At 63.4% G+C, this 17,172-nt stretch carries 12 protein-coding genes; 3 read left to right on the forward strand and 9 right to left on the reverse strand.

Going from position 1 to position 17,172, the window contains the following annotated elements; all coding sequences use genetic code 11:
* The first annotated feature begins 33 nt into the window (after window positions 1-33).
* From EYV96_RS12535 to EYV96_RS12545, 3 genes are read left to right on the forward strand one after another with little or no spacing between them, the layout of a single operon-like run.
* On the forward strand, window positions 34-2,115 hold the full coding sequence (locus EYV96_RS12535; protein WP_240732605.1) for a glucosidase family protein: 2,082 nt from the start codon (window positions 34-36) through the stop codon (window positions 2,113-2,115).
* On the forward strand, window positions 2,112-3,614 hold the full coding sequence (locus EYV96_RS12540; RefSeq protein ID WP_131151886.1) for an MFS transporter: 1,503 nt from the start codon (window positions 2,112-2,114) through the stop codon (window positions 3,612-3,614). The genes EYV96_RS12535 and EYV96_RS12540 overlap by 4 nt, the downstream gene beginning before the upstream one ends.
* Entirely contained in the window at window positions 3,611-5,275 is a 1,665-nt protein-coding gene (locus EYV96_RS12545) for an alpha-amylase family glycosyl hydrolase (RefSeq protein WP_131151887.1), read from the forward strand. Before EYV96_RS12540 ends, EYV96_RS12545 begins: the two co-directional genes overlap by 4 nt.
* Window positions 5,276-5,278: 3 nt before the next feature.
* Here EYV96_RS12545 and EYV96_RS12550 read toward each other — a convergent pair whose 3' ends face one another.
* The 9 genes from EYV96_RS12550 to EYV96_RS12590 form a co-directional block, all read right to left on the reverse strand.
* Window positions 5,279-6,337: a linear amide C-N hydrolase gene (locus tag EYV96_RS12550; protein ID WP_131151888.1), complete on the reverse strand. Its 1,059-nt coding sequence runs from the start codon at window positions 6,335-6,337 to the stop codon at window positions 5,279-5,281.
* Between the two features lie 290 nt (window positions 6,338-6,627).
* Window positions 6,628-7,206, reverse strand: coding sequence for an AAA family ATPase (locus tag EYV96_RS12555; RefSeq protein ID WP_131151889.1), 579 nt, complete (start codon window positions 7,204-7,206; stop codon window positions 6,628-6,630).
* Between the two features lie 2 nt (window positions 7,207-7,208).
* Window positions 7,209-8,642, reverse strand: coding sequence for a phospholipase effector Tle1 domain-containing protein (locus EYV96_RS12560; RefSeq protein ID WP_131151890.1), 1,434 nt, complete (start codon window positions 8,640-8,642; stop codon window positions 7,209-7,211).
* A 17-nt stretch (window positions 8,643-8,659) separates the two neighbouring features.
* A complete protein-coding gene (locus EYV96_RS12565; protein WP_131151891.1) occupies window positions 8,660-9,325 on the reverse strand; it encodes a hypothetical protein in 666 nt (221 codons plus the stop codon).
* A gap of 278 nt (window positions 9,326-9,603) precedes the next feature.
* Window positions 9,604-10,791, reverse strand: coding sequence for a CaiB/BaiF CoA transferase family protein (locus EYV96_RS12570; protein WP_131151892.1), 1,188 nt, complete (start codon window positions 10,789-10,791; stop codon window positions 9,604-9,606).
* A 119-nt stretch (window positions 10,792-10,910) separates the two neighbouring features.
* Entirely contained in the window at window positions 10,911-12,743 is a 1,833-nt protein-coding gene (locus tag EYV96_RS12575) for a glycoside hydrolase family 127 protein (RefSeq protein ID WP_131151893.1), read from the reverse strand.
* Window positions 12,743-14,929: a formylglycine-generating enzyme family protein gene (locus EYV96_RS12580; protein ID WP_131151894.1), complete on the reverse strand. Its 2,187-nt coding sequence runs from the start codon at window positions 14,927-14,929 to the stop codon at window positions 12,743-12,745. Before EYV96_RS12580 ends, EYV96_RS12575 begins: the two co-directional genes overlap by 1 nt.
* Before the next feature lie 13 nt (window positions 14,930-14,942).
* A complete protein-coding gene (locus EYV96_RS12585) occupies window positions 14,943-15,845 on the reverse strand; it encodes a ribokinase (protein WP_131151895.1) in 903 nt (300 codons plus the stop codon).
* Entirely contained in the window at window positions 15,842-17,113 is a 1,272-nt protein-coding gene (locus EYV96_RS12590; RefSeq protein WP_131151896.1) for a serine hydrolase domain-containing protein, read from the reverse strand. Before EYV96_RS12590 ends, EYV96_RS12585 begins: the two co-directional genes overlap by 4 nt.
* Between the last annotated feature and the right edge of the window lie 59 nt (window positions 17,114-17,172).

Below are 17,172 nucleotides of genomic sequence, written 5' to 3' on the forward strand. Positions count from 1 at the left end.
ACCCGCGTGAGCTGGCAAGGACGCGAGGCCAGCATGGCGACTCGCCCCGACGGTGGCTTCGTGCTGCATACGCCGACCGGCGAGCGAGTGCTCGCGCCGCAAGCCATGCGTGTGCGAACGGCGAGCGTCCTGTTCAACGGACTATTTGCCCTGGCGCAGGATGATCTGAGCAAGGATTCGGTCGAAGCCATCCGCGACGACGCTTTCGATCATGGCACCCAGATCCCCTGCCATTGCTTTGAGACCGGCGAAAAATGGCACTACGTGTGGACGCGCGATCTGTCGTATGCCGTCGATCTTGGCCTGGCGCAGCTCGATCCTGATCGCGCGCGGGCGTCATTGCGCTTCAAGCTTTCAACGGTGCGTGAGCCGAGGGCCACGCAGGGTCTGTTCGTCGCGCAGGATACGGGCTCGGGTGGAAGCTGGCCGATCAGCACCGACCGCGTGGTGTGGTTCCTTGCGGCGCGGCATCTGCTGGATGACACGTCCTTCGCCGACGACGTCTACCGCGCGCTGCGCGATACGCTGACTCAGGATCGCGCCTATGTCTTTGACGACGCGATGGGCCTGTATCGGGGCGAGACGTCGTTCCTCGACTGGCGCCAGCAAACCTATTCGGGTTGGACCGCCGACAACGTCGTGTTCCTCGGCCAGTCCTTCGCGCTGTCGACCAACGTGCTGCACTTCCAAGCGCTGGCGCTGGCGGCATCCATGGCTGAGAAGCGCGATCCGCATGCCGCCGCCGACTATCGCGCGCAGGCCGATGCACTGAAGGCCGCCATCAATCGCCGCTTCTGGCGGGACGATCGCGGCCAGTACATGAGTTACATCGGTGGCGCCGATCATCCGGTGCCTTACGAGGCCTACGACCTGCTCGGAACGGCGTTGGCCGTGACCAGCGGCGTGGCGGACGAAGCGCGCGCGAAACGTGCGCTTGCCCAGTATCCGGCCTGGCCCGCGGGCAGCCCGGTGATATGGCCGGAGCGCGCGGACGTGCCGATCTATCACAACCGGGCGATCTGGCCGTTCGTCAGCGCCTACGCGCTGCGTGCGGCACGCGCCGTCAATCAGCCCGCGCGTATCGCGCACGAGGTGCAGTCACTGATGCGCGGCGCCGCGCTGGCCGGCTCCAACATGGAGAACTACGAGCTGGCCTCGCAGGCTATCCATGTCGATGAGGGTGCCCTGAGTGGGCCGGTGGTGGATTCGCCACGACAGCTGTGGTCGGTCGCGGGATACCTCAGCATGGTGACGGAAGGCGTGTTCGGCCTCCAGGCCGACGGGCGCATCGAGCCGAAGCTGCCGGTGTCGCTGGTGCCGATGCTGTTTGGCAAGGGCGAGCGCATCCTTCTGGAAATGCACGGGCGCGAGGTGGAGCTGATTCGGCCGGTCGACATGAAGGGCGACATGCTGGTCGCCGATTCGACAGACACGCATGGCGTGCGTACCATCGTGACGCTGAAGGCCGTGGCCAGCGGCGGTGCGCCGTTGCGCAGCGATGCGCTGCTCTATGCGCCGGCAACGCCACCGGCACCGGCACTGGAGGACGAAGGGTCGTCCTGGCGTATCGAGCGTGCGGCCGGGACAACGCTCTATGTCAACGGCAAGCGTGTCGACGCGTCGAGCTTGCCCAAGTCGCGAACGCAGACATGCATTAGCGTGACGCAGCTGGACGCCAAGGGCATCGAGTCGCTCCACAGCCCGATGGTTTGCAAGGGTGATGTCGCAGAGGTCGCGGGTGGCTGGCCGCGCACGTGGAAGGCCGCGGCGGCGGGCGAGTACCAACTCGCTGCGCGCTATGCGAACGATCACGGTCCGATCAACACCGGGATCACTGCAGGTGTTCAGTGGATCAACATCGCCTGTGCCGGAAGCCCTGGGCAGCGCGTGGTTCTCACGCTTCCGCATAGCGTTGGCGTGCAGGAGTCCACGCGTGGCCGCTTCCGCGCGAAGCAGGGCGCCACGTGCCGCTTCTCGCTGGAGCGCGGCTTCAACATGTCCTACCTTGCCCACTTCGGGCACTACACCGGCGGGCAGGGCGGCGCGAGCGGACCGCTCAATCCCGCGCCGGTCGACGCCTTGCTGATCACGCCCCTGGGGAACGACGCACCATGACGAGGAAACCCGCGCTGTCGTTCTGGCAGATCTGGAACATGTGCTTTGGATTCCTGGGCATCCAGTTTGGCTTTGCGCTGCAGAACGCGAATGTCAGTCGCATCTTCCAGACCCTGGGAGCGGACGTTGGTGATATCCCGATGCTTTGGATTGCCGCGCCGCTGACGGGCTTGATCGTGCAGCCCATCGTCGGGCACTACTCCGATCGCACATGGAACCGCCTGGGTCGCCGCCGCCCGTACTTTCTGTTGGGCGCCGTGCTGACCACGCTGGCCTTGCTGTGGATGCCGAACTCGCCCACGCTGTGGTTCGCCGCAGGGCTGCTGTGGATCATGGACGCGTCGATCAATATCTCGATGGAGCCGTTCCGCGCCTTTGTCGGTGATCAGTTGCCGCCGCGCCAGCGTCCGCTGGGCTACGCGATGCAGAGCTTCTTCATCGGGTTGGGCGCGGTGGTGGCGTCCCTGCTGCCGTGGATACTGGCGCGCGTGGGCGTCAGCAACGTGCCCGGCGCCAGCGGCATTCCGGATACGGTGAAGTACGCCTTCTATGCCGGTGCCGTCGTGCTGATGGGGTCGGTGTTGTGGACGGTGATGAGCACGCGTGAGTATCCGCCCGAAGCGCTGGCAGCGTTCGACGACGCACATGACGCAGCGCCGGTTTCCGTGAATGCTGCGGCCGCCACGCGCTGGGGCGTGATCTGCGCGCTGGTGGGCGCCATCGCTTCGGCGCTGGTTGTGTGGCTGCGCGTCGAAAAGGAAGTGCTCCTGCTTACGGTGGGCGTTGCGCTTTTCGGTCTGGCCTTGCTGTGGCTATCACGGACGCGCAGCGCCGGCATGGCACGCCAGGTGCTCGCCGATGTCTTCACCATGCCGCAGGCGATGCGTCGCCTGGCCTGGGTGCAGCTGTTCTCGTGGTTCGCGCTCTTCGCGATGTGGATCTACACGACGCCCGGCGTGGCCGAGCATCACTACGGGACGACCGACGTGCACTCGGCGGCCTACAACGATGGCGCCAATTGGGTGGGTGTGCTGTTTGCCACCTATAACGGCTTCGCCGCGCTGGCCGCCATCGTGATTCCATGGATGGTGAGGCGGTTCGGTTTGCGCGTGAGTCATCTGATCAATGTCTGGCTCGGCGGTGCGGGCCTGCTGTCGTTCCTTCTGATCCGCGATCCGTCGTGGCTGGTCGTGTCGATGGTTGGCGTGGGCTTTGCCTGGGCGTCGATCCTGTCGCTGCCGTATGCCTTGCTCTCGGACAACCTGCCCGCGCACAAGATGGGCGTGTACATGGGCATCTTCAATCTATTTATCGTGGTGCCACAGTTGTTTGCCGCCGCGGTACTCGGTTTGTTGCTCAAGCTGTTTTTCCACGGCCAACCCATCTATGCGCTTGCGCTGGGTGGCGTCAGCCTCGTACTGGCCGGACTGTGCGTGCTTCGCGTCGGCGAACCGGTCGCTGAAAGCACGTCCCCCCTGACTGGAAACTCGCACGCATGAAGCCTCTCGCCTTCGGTCTTGCCCTCGCGCTGGCTGCCTCGCAAGCCCATGCCACCGACTACTACGGCACGGACAAGCCGTTCGCGTCCAACGCCATCTATTTCGTGATGACCGATCGCTTCGTCAATGGCGATCCGTCGAATGACCATCGCGACCAGGGTGGGGCGCATCGCACGTTCGACATCCCGGTGCCGGGCCCGAACGGCGAGACCGACAACATCGGCTACCTCGGCGGCGATTTCAAAGGCGTGCTCGACAACGCCGGCTACATCCGTGGCATGGGCTTCGGCGCGGTGTGGATCACGCCGATCGTCGACAACCCGGATGAGGCGTTTACCGGTGGCGACCCGGTGACCTGGGGCGCCAAGTTCGCCGATCGCGGCAAGACCGGTTTTCATGGCTATTGGGGCGTGAACTTCTACAAGCTCGACGAGCATCTGCCGAGCAAGAACCTCGACTTCGCGCAGTTCACCCAGGGGATGCACAAGCAGGGGCTGAAGGTGGTGCTGGATATCGTGGCCAATCACGGCTCACCGGCTTTCAGCATGCCGGTGGCGCAGCCGCAATTCGGGCAGATTTTCGACAAGGACGGCAAGCTGATTGCGGATCACCAGAACCTGCGACCGGAGCAGCTCGATCCGGTGCGCAATCCGCTGCATCGGTTCTATCACGCGTATGAAGACCTGGCGCAGCTGTCGAACAATAACGACGAGAATCCTGAGGTACTCGACTACTTCGCGGGCGCTTATGAGCAGTGGGCGAGTCAGGGTGCGGACGCATTCCGTATCGATACCATCAGCCATATGTCGCCGAACTTCTGGCTCCAGTTCGCGGAGCGGATTCGCGCACATCACCCGGGCTTCTTCATGTTTGGCGAAGCCTTTGATTACAGCGCTGACAACATTGCGCAGTACACCTGGAAGCGTAACGGCGACATCAGCCTGCTGGACTTCCCGCTGCGTCAGCGGATGACCGATACGTTCGAGAAGCCGAAGAGTGACTTTGTGCGTATTGGGGAGCGGCTCTATCTACGCAATGGGCCGTATCAGAACCCGTACGAGATGGTGACGTTCTACGACAACCACGATATGGCGCGGATGAACGCCACGGACGATGGCTTTATTGACGCGCACAATTTTCTGTTTACCGCCCGGGGCATTCCGGCGGTGTATTACGGGTCGGAGGTGGGTTTCGAGCGCGGTCGCGCGGAGCATGAGGGCAACCGGAACTACTTCGGGCAGGAACGTATTGCTGCGGCGCCGAAGAGTCGGATCTATCAGCAACTGAAGCGAATCGCGAACCTGCGTGCAAAGCTCCCCGCCTTGCAGCGTGGACTCATGTTGCCTGTGAGATTCGAGGGCGACCTGGCGGTGTTCTATCGTGTCTATCAGAAGGACGGGGTGAATCAGCAGGCGCTGGTGGTGCTCAACAAGGGCGGTCAGGCGAAGGACGTCGGTGTGTCCGAGCACCTGCAGGAAGGGACCTGGAAGTCTGCGTTGGGTGGCAAGAGCGCCACCGTGGCCGCTGGCGGCTCATTGCAGGCGCATGTGGGCCCGCATGACGTTGCCGTCTATGTGCTCGATGCTCCTGCCACACGGACGGATCTGGTGGAGGAGCTGGGGCGCCTGATGGCGGAGCGGGAGCACCCCAGCTTCCGGTGAGCGTCAGTGCAGGCCGGCGAACTGGAAGGGCTTGGCTTCCTTGAAGCTACCCGACACTTCCCCGGCGAAGGTGTTGCGCTGATCCGGCCCCAGGTCGAGCTTCTTCACCTTGCCGGTGTCGGCGTTGAAGTCCAGCTTGTGCAGGTCCACCCAGAAGGTATTGGGTGTGAGCGCCGAATCGAAGGCGTAGATCTGGCGCTTGTGATCGAAGACCACGCGCCATCGGGTGGACGAGATATTGGGTTGATCGGGCGTGTTCAGGCCGTAGGGCACCGACACATTGCGAATCACGCTGAGCACGGACGCCATGGCGATGTTCGGGTCGCCTGCCTTCGGTATGGCGTTGATGTAGAACGAAGCACGCGCGAAGCGATCCGCCGAACGATTGGTGCCCGGAAGCATGGTGGTGCCGCCGATGTCCTTCCAGTACGCGTTGAGCGCAAGCTGCTCGTCGAAGGTGGGTGAGTTGGTCATCACCTGGTATTGCTTGCCGTGGTGGATGACCTGCTTGCCATCGATGTACTCGACGACGGCACTATCCCCTGTAGCGTCGGACATCGCCAGGTGCAATGTCGCCAGACGCGGCTCTCCGGGAACTTCGTCGGTGACGATGATAAAGGGTTCCTTGCGTAGCGCCGCTACGGCTTCATCCACCGTCGCAAAACTGTCCAGCACATACTGCGCCCACATGGCGATGCTGAGCCCGGGCTTCTTGCCGTCGTATTTCGGATATTTCGATTCCACCAGCCACAGCACGTTGGCCATCAGGCCCTTTTCGTTGGCGCCATCGGTGGTGGACACGTCATAGCCTGTGGCGATCACGCTGCCGTACTTTGACTTCCATTTGAAGGAGTTGGGGCCGGCCTCACCACTACGTGCCATCCCGCGCGGAAAGATCCAAAGGTTGGTGCCCACATCGACCTTCCAGTCCATGGAGCGGCCGGTAATCACTTCACCGTCATTGCCGAGGTAGACGGCGCGGGTGCAGGCGAAGCTGGCGGTGGAAAGGGTGGCCAGGAGCGAGAAGGCAGCGACGAATAGGCGGCGTGCGGTCGGGCGCATGGTGATGATCGGTTGGGGTGATTCGGGGACGTTAGGGATGGGGGCGGGTAGGGGGTGTGAAGGCTGTGGCCGCATAGGAAGGTGATGCCCTCCGCGTCGTCATTCCGGCGAAAGCCGGAATCCAGTGGTGACGACATGGGGGAGTAGTGAGCTGTCGAGCCTTTGTGGTGACGAGGCGAACAACCGGCCGTGTCGCGCCTGGATTCCGGCTTTCGCCGGAATGACGGACTTTGGGGTTACTGAATGCCCATGGGTCTCTGTGCGGGGGGCGAATCCAGGACGATGGCTGCCTACTTTGCCTGGCGTTCTGCCCTGTCAATGCGGACCCACCGTTTCCCATCAATGCGCGCGCACAACCCGCCCTTCTCACAGGGCGCAAGATGCCCTGCCTCGGTTGCCGCGTTGATCAGCGACGTCCAATCGCTACGGGTCAGCGCGGTACGCGCCGTCATGACGGCGTAGGCGCACGCCGCCACGACGAACACCGAACCCACCGCACAAGCGATGAACGCCTTCCACGCGACCGACTGATGGATGCGTTGCGACCGGTCCAGGCCGGTTTGAAGTTCGCCCGCTGCTCGACGAACTTCCCGCATGGACGCTTCCAGCTGACCGGTGGCCTCGCGTACTGCGCCGGCGATGCCTTGACGCAGGGCATCGCCGGCCACCTGTTGAAAACTGCTGGCGGTACCTGATGCGAGCTGTTTTGCCAGCTGCGCCGATTCTTTGGCCGCCGCGCGTAATGCCTCCACACCCCGCTCCTGCTGGGTTGCGATACGCGCGTCCCGTGCTTCCAACTTTTCGATCAGAAGCACGAGCTTCATAAGGCGTTCTTCGATCGGCTCCATCGACGGATCTTCTGACGTCATGGTCATCGCCGCATGGAAGGTGCGCGCTGCGCTGGCGCGCGCTCAGCTGGCGACTGGCAGCCAAGGGACTGCTCCTGCTGCTTTTCAATCGCCTGTTCCTGCTGAAAGAGTTCTCGGCCCTTGGCAAGAAAGGCCTGACCCTTTGGGGTCTCGCTGTATGCATGGGCGATTTCCCGGCATGCTGCGTCGTCTCCGCGCAGTTTTGCGTCAACATAGGCCTCGAACATGGATTTCGATGAGCTGTGTTTGGTGATGCCGTGCGGCGCAGATTCGTGCAAACCCTGGGTTCGGGCGCCGCTGCGCACGGGATGGTGCTCAAAGCGATTGTGTATGGCTTCGTCGCGAGGTTCGGCGTCGTAGGGGTTGTCCACCTTGTTGCGTTGGGACATCGGAACGAGCAGCTTGTTTTGTCCTTCAGGTGACTGGCGATCAACTTTCCGGTCCAGGCGATAGAGCAGCATTCCCTCTTCCGAGCGGTGCACGACGTTTAGCCCCGGATTGTCTGGCTCCAGCTTCTTTTGAAGGAAGGGCTGATCGCTCAGCGAATTGAGATAATCCTTCATCAGGTGGCCACTGCGAACAGAGAGGCCATTGCGGTGATAGCTGCCCCCGATATCGGAGTGCGCACCAGCGACCGTAACGCCGAGGAAGCGGCCGTCCGGGGAAAGGCCGGGATCGATGATGTGATCAGACTTGAACTTGTTGCGCCTTTCGTCACCGGCGATGATCTGGAAACCGGAGACTACGGAGGGCGGCAGGCGGCGATCGCGGTCTTCGGGGCGCCCGGTATTGACGGGGTCAAACAAGCCGACGGCTTGGGGGACTTCACCGGGAGCGACTAGTGGTGGCAGCGAATGCACAGCGCGGCGGACGAGTTTGTCGCTTCCCACGACATACTCCGCGCCATCGGGGTTCTGAATGCCTCGTTCGTCTACGATCCGCGTGAACTGCGCTGCGATCTCAGCGCCGCGACTGAATCCAATAGCAACGACGCTTATATCGGCCCTTGGATCCTCTTCAAGCCATTCCCTTGCTTGATCAGTGAAGCTTTTGTACATGTCTTCCGCGCGGCGGTCATGGGTATAGCCGGTTGCGCCATCCCAAAGACGGGAGGCCACATCCTCCTGTGTTCCGGGTCCCCTGAGATAGCTTGTGGCGATCCGAGGGTCACTGATGGCATCGATTTCCGCGGAGATGTTTCCAACATTGGTCTTATGGGTCGGATCGTTCAAAGCGTCGTTACCAGTGCCGTCGAACGCAGCAATGAAGATTCGCTGCCGTGATGACTCAGATGACATGAGTCTCGGCGTGTAAAAACTCCTCAGCGAATTATGCGCATTCTCGAAACTCGCGAGTTGATCTGAAGTGGCTTCGTAGTGAGACACTCCATCTTTGCGAATGCCATCCTTGGCAATCTCGTGTGCTTCCTTGTTCACTCAAACTCCTTCTTCAATTAAAAGCGCTTCGTCCATGCCAGGACGAAATCACGTCTGTGAAAGCTGCGATCATTGTCTTGGCGAGCGCGCAACGTCGGTATAAACATCGCCATCAGCACATTCACGGTGCGATCGTTGACCTCGATGAATATGTCTGGTGGTGGTGCGGATGGGCCGCTGTAGAACCGTTTCATGTTGTCAGGAGGGACGCGATGCCAGATGAGCTGATCGTTGAAGATTTCGGCCAGGTCGATCTCAACTTCATGCCGGACACCGTCAAGTGACTTCCAGGACAAGCGCGCAGGCTCTGGAAAGTTCGGAATTCCCGTCTGCCTAAAAGACAGAAAGCGGCGATAGTGTTTATCCGTTCTTGGTGCGGGAAACACGAACTCAGGATCGTTGTCACTCTTGAATGCGCCAAAATCAAACTTGTCGTACTCGATATGGCAATCCGTCACGCTGAAGCAGTACCCCCAGAAATTGTGGGCACCGAACGGGAGTGGGGCGCTAAAGGTTTCCGGCGGCGGCTCAAGCCGATAGGGATCGGGGGTTGGCGGCGCTGAGGCACAACCCGTCGCCAACATCACCCAAATGCCTGCCGCCCGCCATGCACGGCGAAGAAGTGATGGGCCATCAGAGGGCGCGTGCCTGTCGCGCGCGATGCCATGCGCTTCCTGAGTCATGAGCCACTCCATGTGCGTCACCTGCGGGGCGCGCATCCTAACAACGACCAATGAGCCGTTGGGCGCCGTGTAGGCGTGCTATGAGAGGCAAAGTGAGGCGATTGGCTGCGGCGAGCCAGATGAAGTGGTCGGGGCGTACTTCGAATTTCCTGTAAGACGTCGCGAAGAAGAGGCGATGCCTACAAGCAGGCGCGCATGAGGTATAGGCCCCATGCGGCTGAAAGATATCTCTAGGGTATGGAATGAAGGCCGGGGGCGTCGAGTTGCTCGACGCTGACTCACTCACTCCGCGGCACGAACGCCCCGATTTCGGTGAGAATCTCTGCACCGTCCTGATTCAACACCGGCGCAGCGAACGCTTCGGGCCCCGGCGTGCGGCCAAACTTGATCGGATGCGTCACACCGCGATACTGCCCGACGGCGGGATGCGCGAACGAGGCAATCATCCCTTCGGCAACCACCTGCGGATGCTCGAACATGTCCTCGATGCGACGCGCGGCAGCACTCGGCACTTCATCGCCGAACAACTGCTCCCACTCCAGCGCCGTGCGCGAAGCCAGCGCCTCGTGCAGCTGCGGAACGATCTCGACGTACAGCTCGGCGCGCTTGCGCACCGTGTCGAAGCGCGGGTTGTCGCGCAGGCGTTCCAGGCCGGTCTTCTCGCACAGTGCGCGCCAGAAATGCGGCGTGTTGGCGGAGATGTAGATGTAGCCGTCCTTGGTGGGATGGATGCCGGTGACGCCGCCGGAGCGCATGTCGCGACCGATATCCAGCGATTCGCCCTGGGCCCAGATCATGCGGGCGGACTGCATGGTCAGCGCGCTGCGAAGGAGGGACACGCCGACGAACTGGCCCAGGCCGCTGCGTTCGCGTTCGAACAGCGCCGACGACACGCCGGCAGCGAGCAAGGCGGCGGCGTAGTAATCCACCACCGATCCGAAGATCACTTCCGGGGGACCGCCGCGCTTGCCTTGCAGCGCGCACATGCCGGTCATGGTCTGCAGCACCTGGTCGTAACCGGCCTTGTCCTTCATCGGACCGGTTTCGCCATAGCCGGTGACCGCGCAGTAGATCAGGCGCGGATTGATCACGTTGAGCTTGTCGTGATCGATGCCCAGACGTTCGGCGACGCCGGGACGGAAGTTGTGCACCAGGACATCCGCGTCGCGTACCAGGCGAAGCAGCGCGGCGTGATCTTCAGCGCGCTTGAGATCGAGCACGATGCCGCGCTTGCTGCGATTGACGCCGAGAAAGGCGCGGCTTTCGCTGGCAAGCGTCGACGGATACTGGCGCAGGTTATCGCCGCCAGGCGGTTCGATCTTGATGACATCGGCGCCCTGATCGGCCAGCAACGTGCAGCCATAGGGACCGGCAATGTAGGCGCTGAGGTCGAGCACGCGGATGCCGGCCAGGGGGCCTGCGTGGCTTTGCGCGTCGGTGCTCGACTGGGGCGAAAGGGTTTCCATGCGATGCGTATTCAATGGGTTTTTCGTTCCCCGGATGGACAGGCAATGTGCATCAGGGGGTCGGAAAGAAGAAGCTGCCGTAGCTAGTTTCTGGCTGCACAAATCCTTGTGTGAGCGACTCAGTCCGCGTGAGGGGCGAGTGAAAGCCAGGTCAGGCGCCACGCGCCATCGACGCGACCGCCGGCCGAGAAATAGGGCGTGAATTCCAGCGCAGGGCGATAACCAAGCTCCATGCGGATGACCGGCTCGCCGAGCGTCGACGTGGTGCGATGAAGCCACCCGGAGGGATCGCCCTCGGGCAGCCGCACGGTCTCTTCCGTCTTGAACCCGTCGATCAAGCCGGTGGCATACACCAGGGGGCCGCATGTGATGGCGGCGTACTCGAAGTACAGCACCTGCTGGCGTACATCGCTGCCGTCCGGCGCCTTGGATTCCTGGATATTTCGGTTGATGGCGCGATGCAGGGTCGGCTGCATGGGGAAGCGCAGTTCGACGGTGTCGCCGTCCCGCCATTCGCGTTCGAGGACCAGGAACTCGCCGGGAACAAGCGCTGCCTCCACCGCATCGCCATTGACCTTGGCGCTCGCCCCCTTGGCCCAGGACGGCAGGCGAAGGCGAACGCTCATGCGCGTGGCTTGAGACAAGCCTAGCGTGAGCGCGATGTCGCCTTCATACGGGTAGCCGGTGCGCTGGGTGAGCGTGACGTCACCGCCATCGGCGCGCGTGAAGCGCGTGCTGCCTTCGCCGTAGACATTGACGCTGATGCCGTCGTCACCCATCGACGAGTAAGCCAGCGCCGGCAGCTCTTCTAGCGCCATCGCGCCGCTGGACTTGCAGCAACGCCAGTAGGTTGTATGCACGCGCTTGCCATTGGGGAAGACGTAGTAACACCAGTCTTCGCCATTGGGCGCCTGTGCAGCGAGCAGGTCGTTGTAGGCGGATCGTTCGATTTCTTCGACGTAACGCGCCGCGCCCGTGATCTGGAAGAGCTCGCGATTGAGCTGGATCCACGCCAGCGTCGAGCAGGTTTCGACATAAGCCTGCGGGTTAAAGGCACCCGGCGCGTTGAATACTTCGCGCGAACGATGCGCCACGCCGCCCCACGGGCCTCCGCCGAGCGTCAGGTGCTGCTCGCGGATGCTGTGCCAGACATGGTCGACGGCCTGGCGGTAATCCTCGTCACCCGTGGCCTTGTAGAGCTTGGCCAGGCCGACCAGGTTCCAGGCCAGCTGATAGGCCTTGCCCGTGGCGATCTGCGAGGCATCCGTGCCAGCGAGTGCGCGCGTCAGAAGCGCGAGGTTTTCGTGGCCATTGGCCTGCGCAAGGATGTGGCGGGCCAGATCGAGATAGCGCGTGCGGCCGGTGGCCTGGTAAAGCTCCACCGCCGGATCGAGCAGGACGGTTGCCGACATGCCGAAGTGGTTGCCCAGGTCGGTGATGTCGATGCCGCCTTCGGTCAGCGTGTAGAGGCACAAGTCGCCAATGCGCTGCGCGGCTTCCAGGTAACGCGCCTCCGGAAAGTGCTTGTGCACTTCGAGCAGGCCGAGCACCAGATAAGCGTGCGTCCAGATGTCCCAGGTGCGCACGCTGGGCGCGCCGTCCCAGGTCACCGGCTTCGGCGGCTGGGGTTGCATGAAGCGATGGTCGGTTGCGTACGTGCCGAGGTAGCCGTCCGGAGTCTGCACGGAGGCGAGGAAGTCCGCCACGCGCATGACATGGTCGCGCAGCGCGGTGTCACCACTGCGCGCCGCGGCCTTTGCCGCCGCATAAAGCCACTTGCCCACGTGCTCGCCGTACCAGTCGCCGCCGCGATTGTTGTCGCGCAGCGCGGGGCCGAACAGGACGATCGCCGGACTGTGCTCATCGACGATGAAATGCGAGAGGCGGCCCTGGAGATTGGCCCGCAGGGCATCGCCCAGCAAACCGCCGAGCTGGGTGTTAAGGACGGCCATCAGGCAGCATCCACCACGCAACGGAAGCCGACGCCGCCGGAGCGATCCTTGGCCGGTGCCATCAGCAGGTACTTGCCATGCTGGTCGTTGCGATAGGCCTGCGGGAAGTACCAGTGCGACGTCTGCGGCTGGTAGCGGTTGCCGCCGCGAAGCACGGCAGCGCGCGTGTGCTCGTCACTGAACTCGTCCGTCCACTGCCACACGTTGCCGACCAGATCGAGCACGCCGAAGGGGCTCGCGCCTTCCGGATGCGCATCGACATCGTCGGGCGCCGGCATCTGGCGGCCACGATGAATTTCGGGAATGCGCGATTCGTCCCACGCATTGCCCCAGGGATAAAGGCGACCGTCCGTACCCTGGGCGGCGTACTGCCATTCCCATTCGCGCGGCAGGCGCTTGCCCGCCCACGCGGCGTAAGCGCGCGCATCTTCGATCGAGACCCAGGTGACCGGCTTGTTTTCCCAACCCTTCGGTGGCGCGCCGTCCACCCAGTGACGCAGGAAGTTGTGCTCGTCCTGGGGACGCCATGCGCTGGCCTTCAGGAAGGCGTGGAACTGCGCGTTGGTGACCGGCGTACGATCGATATGGAATGCCGGAATTTGCAGGCGGTGACGGTGGTGGCGACGCGCGCTGTCTTCCCACGGATACTGCACATCGTTGCCTTCCCACGTCTGGCCTTCGATCTCCACGCCGCCGACGGCGAAGTCGAATTCGGCGGCGGGGATGGTGATCATGCCTTCGGGCGCGTTCTTCTGCGGCGCGGTCGCAGCCACGTGGGTGATGTGCTGGGGAATCGACTTCCACTGGTTCGACAGCGAGCGCAGCGCGGTGGAAGACAGCGTGCGCAGACGCGCGAGGCACTCGTCGAGGCCGTCAATGGCTGCACCTGCACGCAGCGCAAGGACGCAGCCGAAGCCACGACCTTCCATGCCGAAGGCGAAGGTCGCGCGACCATCGACCACGCGCGCTTCCAGTGCGGTGCCATGCCACACGTCAAAGTACTTCGTGCCATCAACGTGCGGCACGCTCAGCTGCTCGCCGTCGACGTTGTACTCGTTGCGGTTGACCAGGTTCCACAGCGTGTAATCGCCGAGCGGGAAGCGGCTGGCAAAGACGCCCGCCTGCAACGTGCGCTCATACGGACGCCAGTCCATGCTCACCATGGCCGGCGCGAACGTGCGCTCGATCAGGCTGATGCGGCGCAGGGTTTCGGCATCGCGCGGGGTGAACTGGTTCCAGATGCCCCAGATGTTTTCCCAGGCGTTGTAGCCGATGCCGTTGAAGAAGATGTACTGCAGGTCGTGGTTGCGATCGCGACCCCAGCGGTTTTCGTAGTTGATCATGTGGCGCGGTTCGAGCCACTTGAACTTGGCGACGGGCGGGATGACCTCGTTCGGCGCCTTCTTGCCCCAGCTCTGCACGTTCCAGATCAGCTGCTCTTCGGCGCTGATGGTGGATTCGGGCTGCAGAACCACCGGGCGACCGGCTGCGTCGGCCGCATCGAAGAACGCGCGCGGCACGCCGTTGTAGGTGTCGCCATTGACGCCGTCGGCGCCGACGGCCACCACGAGTTTGGCCATGGTGTCCCAGTCGTTGGCTTCCGGCGGACGCGTGCCGTGGTCCCACGGCATGGTCGGCAGGAACACGCGCACGCCACGGCGATGGAAATCCGCCACGGCACCGCGCAGGCCTTCGATGCCGCCGGGCAGATCGTGGCCGAGGTCGGTCTTGTTGCGATCGTCGATGCCGATGTTCGGATACACGAACCAGATCAGCACGCTGTCGATGCCGCCGAAGCGAGCTTCGAGATCGTCGAGGTAGCGATCGACCGTGTAACGGCCGGCGACCGGATCGTAGAAGTAGCGGTCCTCCACCATCATCTGCGCGTGCACGAAGTTGCGCTGCGCCCACTGGAGTTCCGGACGACGGTAGTTGGCATCGTCGAAGCCAATGCGTGTGAGGTGTTCGCGGCGCCAGTCGGTCAGCTCGGCGATCCAGTCGTCCGCCGTGCCGTCCACGTCCATCTTCCAGTGGCCGATCTCCGCGAACGGCCAGCCCGGCGCCTTGCCCGGCGTGGGCAGGTAACGGCCGGTGGTGACGTGCGAGAACTTGTACTCGGTACGCACGCGTGGGCGATCAGTGTCGCCGTTGTCGTCGGTGGGGAAGTCGCTACGGAAATCGGACATGGGGCTTCGACAGTCAGGGTGAGGGGTGGGAAGCGAGCAGGTCGTTCACTTCCCTGGCAGTGGGGATGCCAGCTTGCGCGCCCAGACGCGTGCATGCCAGTGCGGAAGCGGCGCTGGCGTGGCGCAGGGCTTCGGCAAAGGGCAGGCCGCGGCAGAGGGCAGCGACCAGGGTGCCGCAGAAGGTATCGCCCGCGCCGGTGGTGTCGACGGGCGTAATGGCGAACGCCGGCTGGTGCAGGTGTTCGCCATGCATACGTGCGCGGCTGCCTTGTGCACCCAGCGTGACGACCACGCAGGGGTTGGTCAGGCGATCGAGCGCGGCGTCGATGTCGTGCAGGCCGGTGAGCTGGGCTAGTTCGTGCTCGTTGACGATCAGCACGTCGATCAAGGCAATCAGTTCGTCCGGCAGTGCCTGCGCAGGCGCTGCATTGAGTACGGTGACGACACCGGCACCGCGCGCCGCACGTGCCCAGGCCAGCACCGACGGCAGGGGCGATTCGAGCTGCATCAGCAGGTGGCTGATGTTGTGCAGTGGCGGCAGGTGCTCCGGGAGCAGCGCGTTGTTGGCGCCTGGCGCGACCGTAATCGCGTTCTCGGCGGTATCCGAAAGGCACACGAACGCCACGCCTGTCGGGCCGTTGCTGCGCACGGTGCGCATCACCACGCCGGCATCGATCAGCGAGGCTTCCAGCACCTGGGCGTGCACATCGTAACCCAGGGCGACCAGCATCTGTGTCGACGCGCCGCCGGCCTTCGCGCACGCGGCCGCCTGATTGGCGCCCTTGCCGCCGGGGAAGGTGCCGAAGTCACGGCCCAGCACGGTTTCACCGGGAGCGGGTACATGCGTGGCGCGCACCACGAAATCGAGATTGGCGGAGCCGGCGACAAGCACGGTACCGGTTCGGGGAGACGTCATGGCAGGGTCTGATAAACGAGATCGTAGAAATTGCGGCTGATGCGCGGAAGGTCTTTCACGCCTTCGCGCGGGAGGTGTTGCAGCATCAGGATGGCCACGAGGTGTTCTTTCGGGTCGATGCTGTAGTACGTCGATGCGGCGCCGGTCCAGCCGTACTGGCCGTTGGAGCCAAGCTGTCCGCGTCGCGCCGCGTCGATCACCACGAGGCCGCCGATGCCGAAGCCTTCGGCCTGGCTGAATTGGGTGACCGGTGGGCTGAGCATGGTGAGGTGGTTCTGCAGCATCAGCTCTACCGTCTTGCGGCCGAGAAGTTGCTGGCCGTCGAGCGAGCCGCCGTTGAGCAGCATTTGTGCGAAGCGCGCGTAGTCGCCGGCGGTGGAATACAGGCCACCCGCACCGCTGTCGTAGCCATTGAGGCGCTCACCGGGGTGTTTCGCGCTGGCGGTGTCAGCGATCGCGAGGTGTCCGCGATCGTCCATGGTGGTGAGATCGACGATGCGATCGCGCTGGGACGCCGGCACAGTGAAACCCGTGTCCTTCATCTGCAAAGGCGTGAAAATGCGCTCGCGCAGAAACGCGTCGAACGACTTGCCGGAGACCACTTCGACGACGCGCGCAAGCAGTTCGATCGACGCACCGTCGTAACCGAAGCGCGTATCGGGATCGGCGGCGAGCGCCACGTGGCTCATGCGTTCGGCAAAGTCGCGCAAGTCGCGCGCACCGTGGGGGTCGACGCGCTCCATGCGCTTGACGGCTTCCTCATCGCCCTTCAGCCCGGCGGGGTAACCGGCCGTGTGGGTGATCAGCGCATGGAGAGTGATCGGCTTGCTGGCGGAGCGTAACGTGGGGTGCTCCGCGGTGCCGCCTGTCATCACTTGCGGCGCGTCGAAACCGGGCAGGTAGCGGGAGAGGGGATCTTCGAGCGTGATCTTCCCTTCTTCCACCAGCATCATCACCGCGACGGAAGCCACCGTCTTGGTCATGGAGTAGATGCGGAAAATGTCGTCCTTGCGCATCGGCTTGTGCCGGGCAAGGTCGCGGTAGCCATAGGCTCGCCAGTCGACGATGACGCCATCGCGCATGATCAGCGAGACGCCGCCCAGGTAACCGCGGGCATCGGTGGCATGCGAGAGATAGTCGTGCAGTCGATCAAGGCGGGTCGGCGCGAGTGCCGGCGTGCCGGGTTCGGCTTGTGCGGCGGCGGCCACGCCGGAGACGGTGGCTGCGGTGAAGATCATTCCGCACAGTCGCTTGCACACGCTGTTCATGCACTCTCCCGCATCCGCGGCGGCATCCTTTGAGGGAGGAGGTGCCGCCGCGGTCTTTC

This window comes from Dyella terrae (assembly GCF_004322705.1).
GTDB classification, from domain to species: Bacteria; Pseudomonadota; Gammaproteobacteria; order Xanthomonadales; family Rhodanobacteraceae; genus Dyella_D; species Dyella_D terrae.

Coding starts and splice junctions, on each gene's coding strand:
- EYV96_RS12535 (WP_240732605.1), top strand. CDS start 34: ATGGCGACTCGCCCCGACGGTGGCTTCGTGCTGCATACGCCGACCGGC.
- EYV96_RS12540 (WP_131151886.1), top strand. CDS start 2,112: ATGACGAGGAAACCCGCGCTGTCGTTCTGGCAGATCTGGAACATGTGC.
- EYV96_RS12545 (WP_131151887.1), top strand. CDS start 3,611: ATGAAGCCTCTCGCCTTCGGTCTTGCCCTCGCGCTGGCTGCCTCGCAA.
- EYV96_RS12550 (WP_131151888.1), bottom strand. CDS start 6,337: ATGCGCCCGACCGCACGCCGCCTATTCGTCGCTGCCTTCTCGCTCCTG.
- EYV96_RS12555 (WP_131151889.1), bottom strand. CDS start 7,206: ATGACGTCAGAAGATCCGTCGATGGAGCCGATCGAAGAACGCCTTATG.
- EYV96_RS12565 (WP_131151891.1), bottom strand. CDS start 9,325: ATGACTCAGGAAGCGCATGGCATCGCGCGCGACAGGCACGCGCCCTCT.
- EYV96_RS12570 (WP_131151892.1), bottom strand. CDS start 10,791: ATGGAAACCCTTTCGCCCCAGTCGAGCACCGACGCGCAAAGCCACGCA.
- EYV96_RS12575 (WP_131151893.1), bottom strand. CDS start 12,743: ATGGCCGTCCTTAACACCCAGCTCGGCGGTTTGCTGGGCGATGCCCTG.
- EYV96_RS12580 (WP_131151894.1), bottom strand. CDS start 14,929: ATGTCCGATTTCCGTAGCGACTTCCCCACCGACGACAACGGCGACACT.
- EYV96_RS12585 (WP_131151895.1), bottom strand. CDS start 15,845: ATGACGTCTCCCCGAACCGGTACCGTGCTTGTCGCCGGCTCCGCCAAT.
- EYV96_RS12590 (WP_131151896.1), bottom strand. CDS start 17,113: ATGAACAGCGTGTGCAAGCGACTGTGCGGAATGATCTTCACCGCAGCC.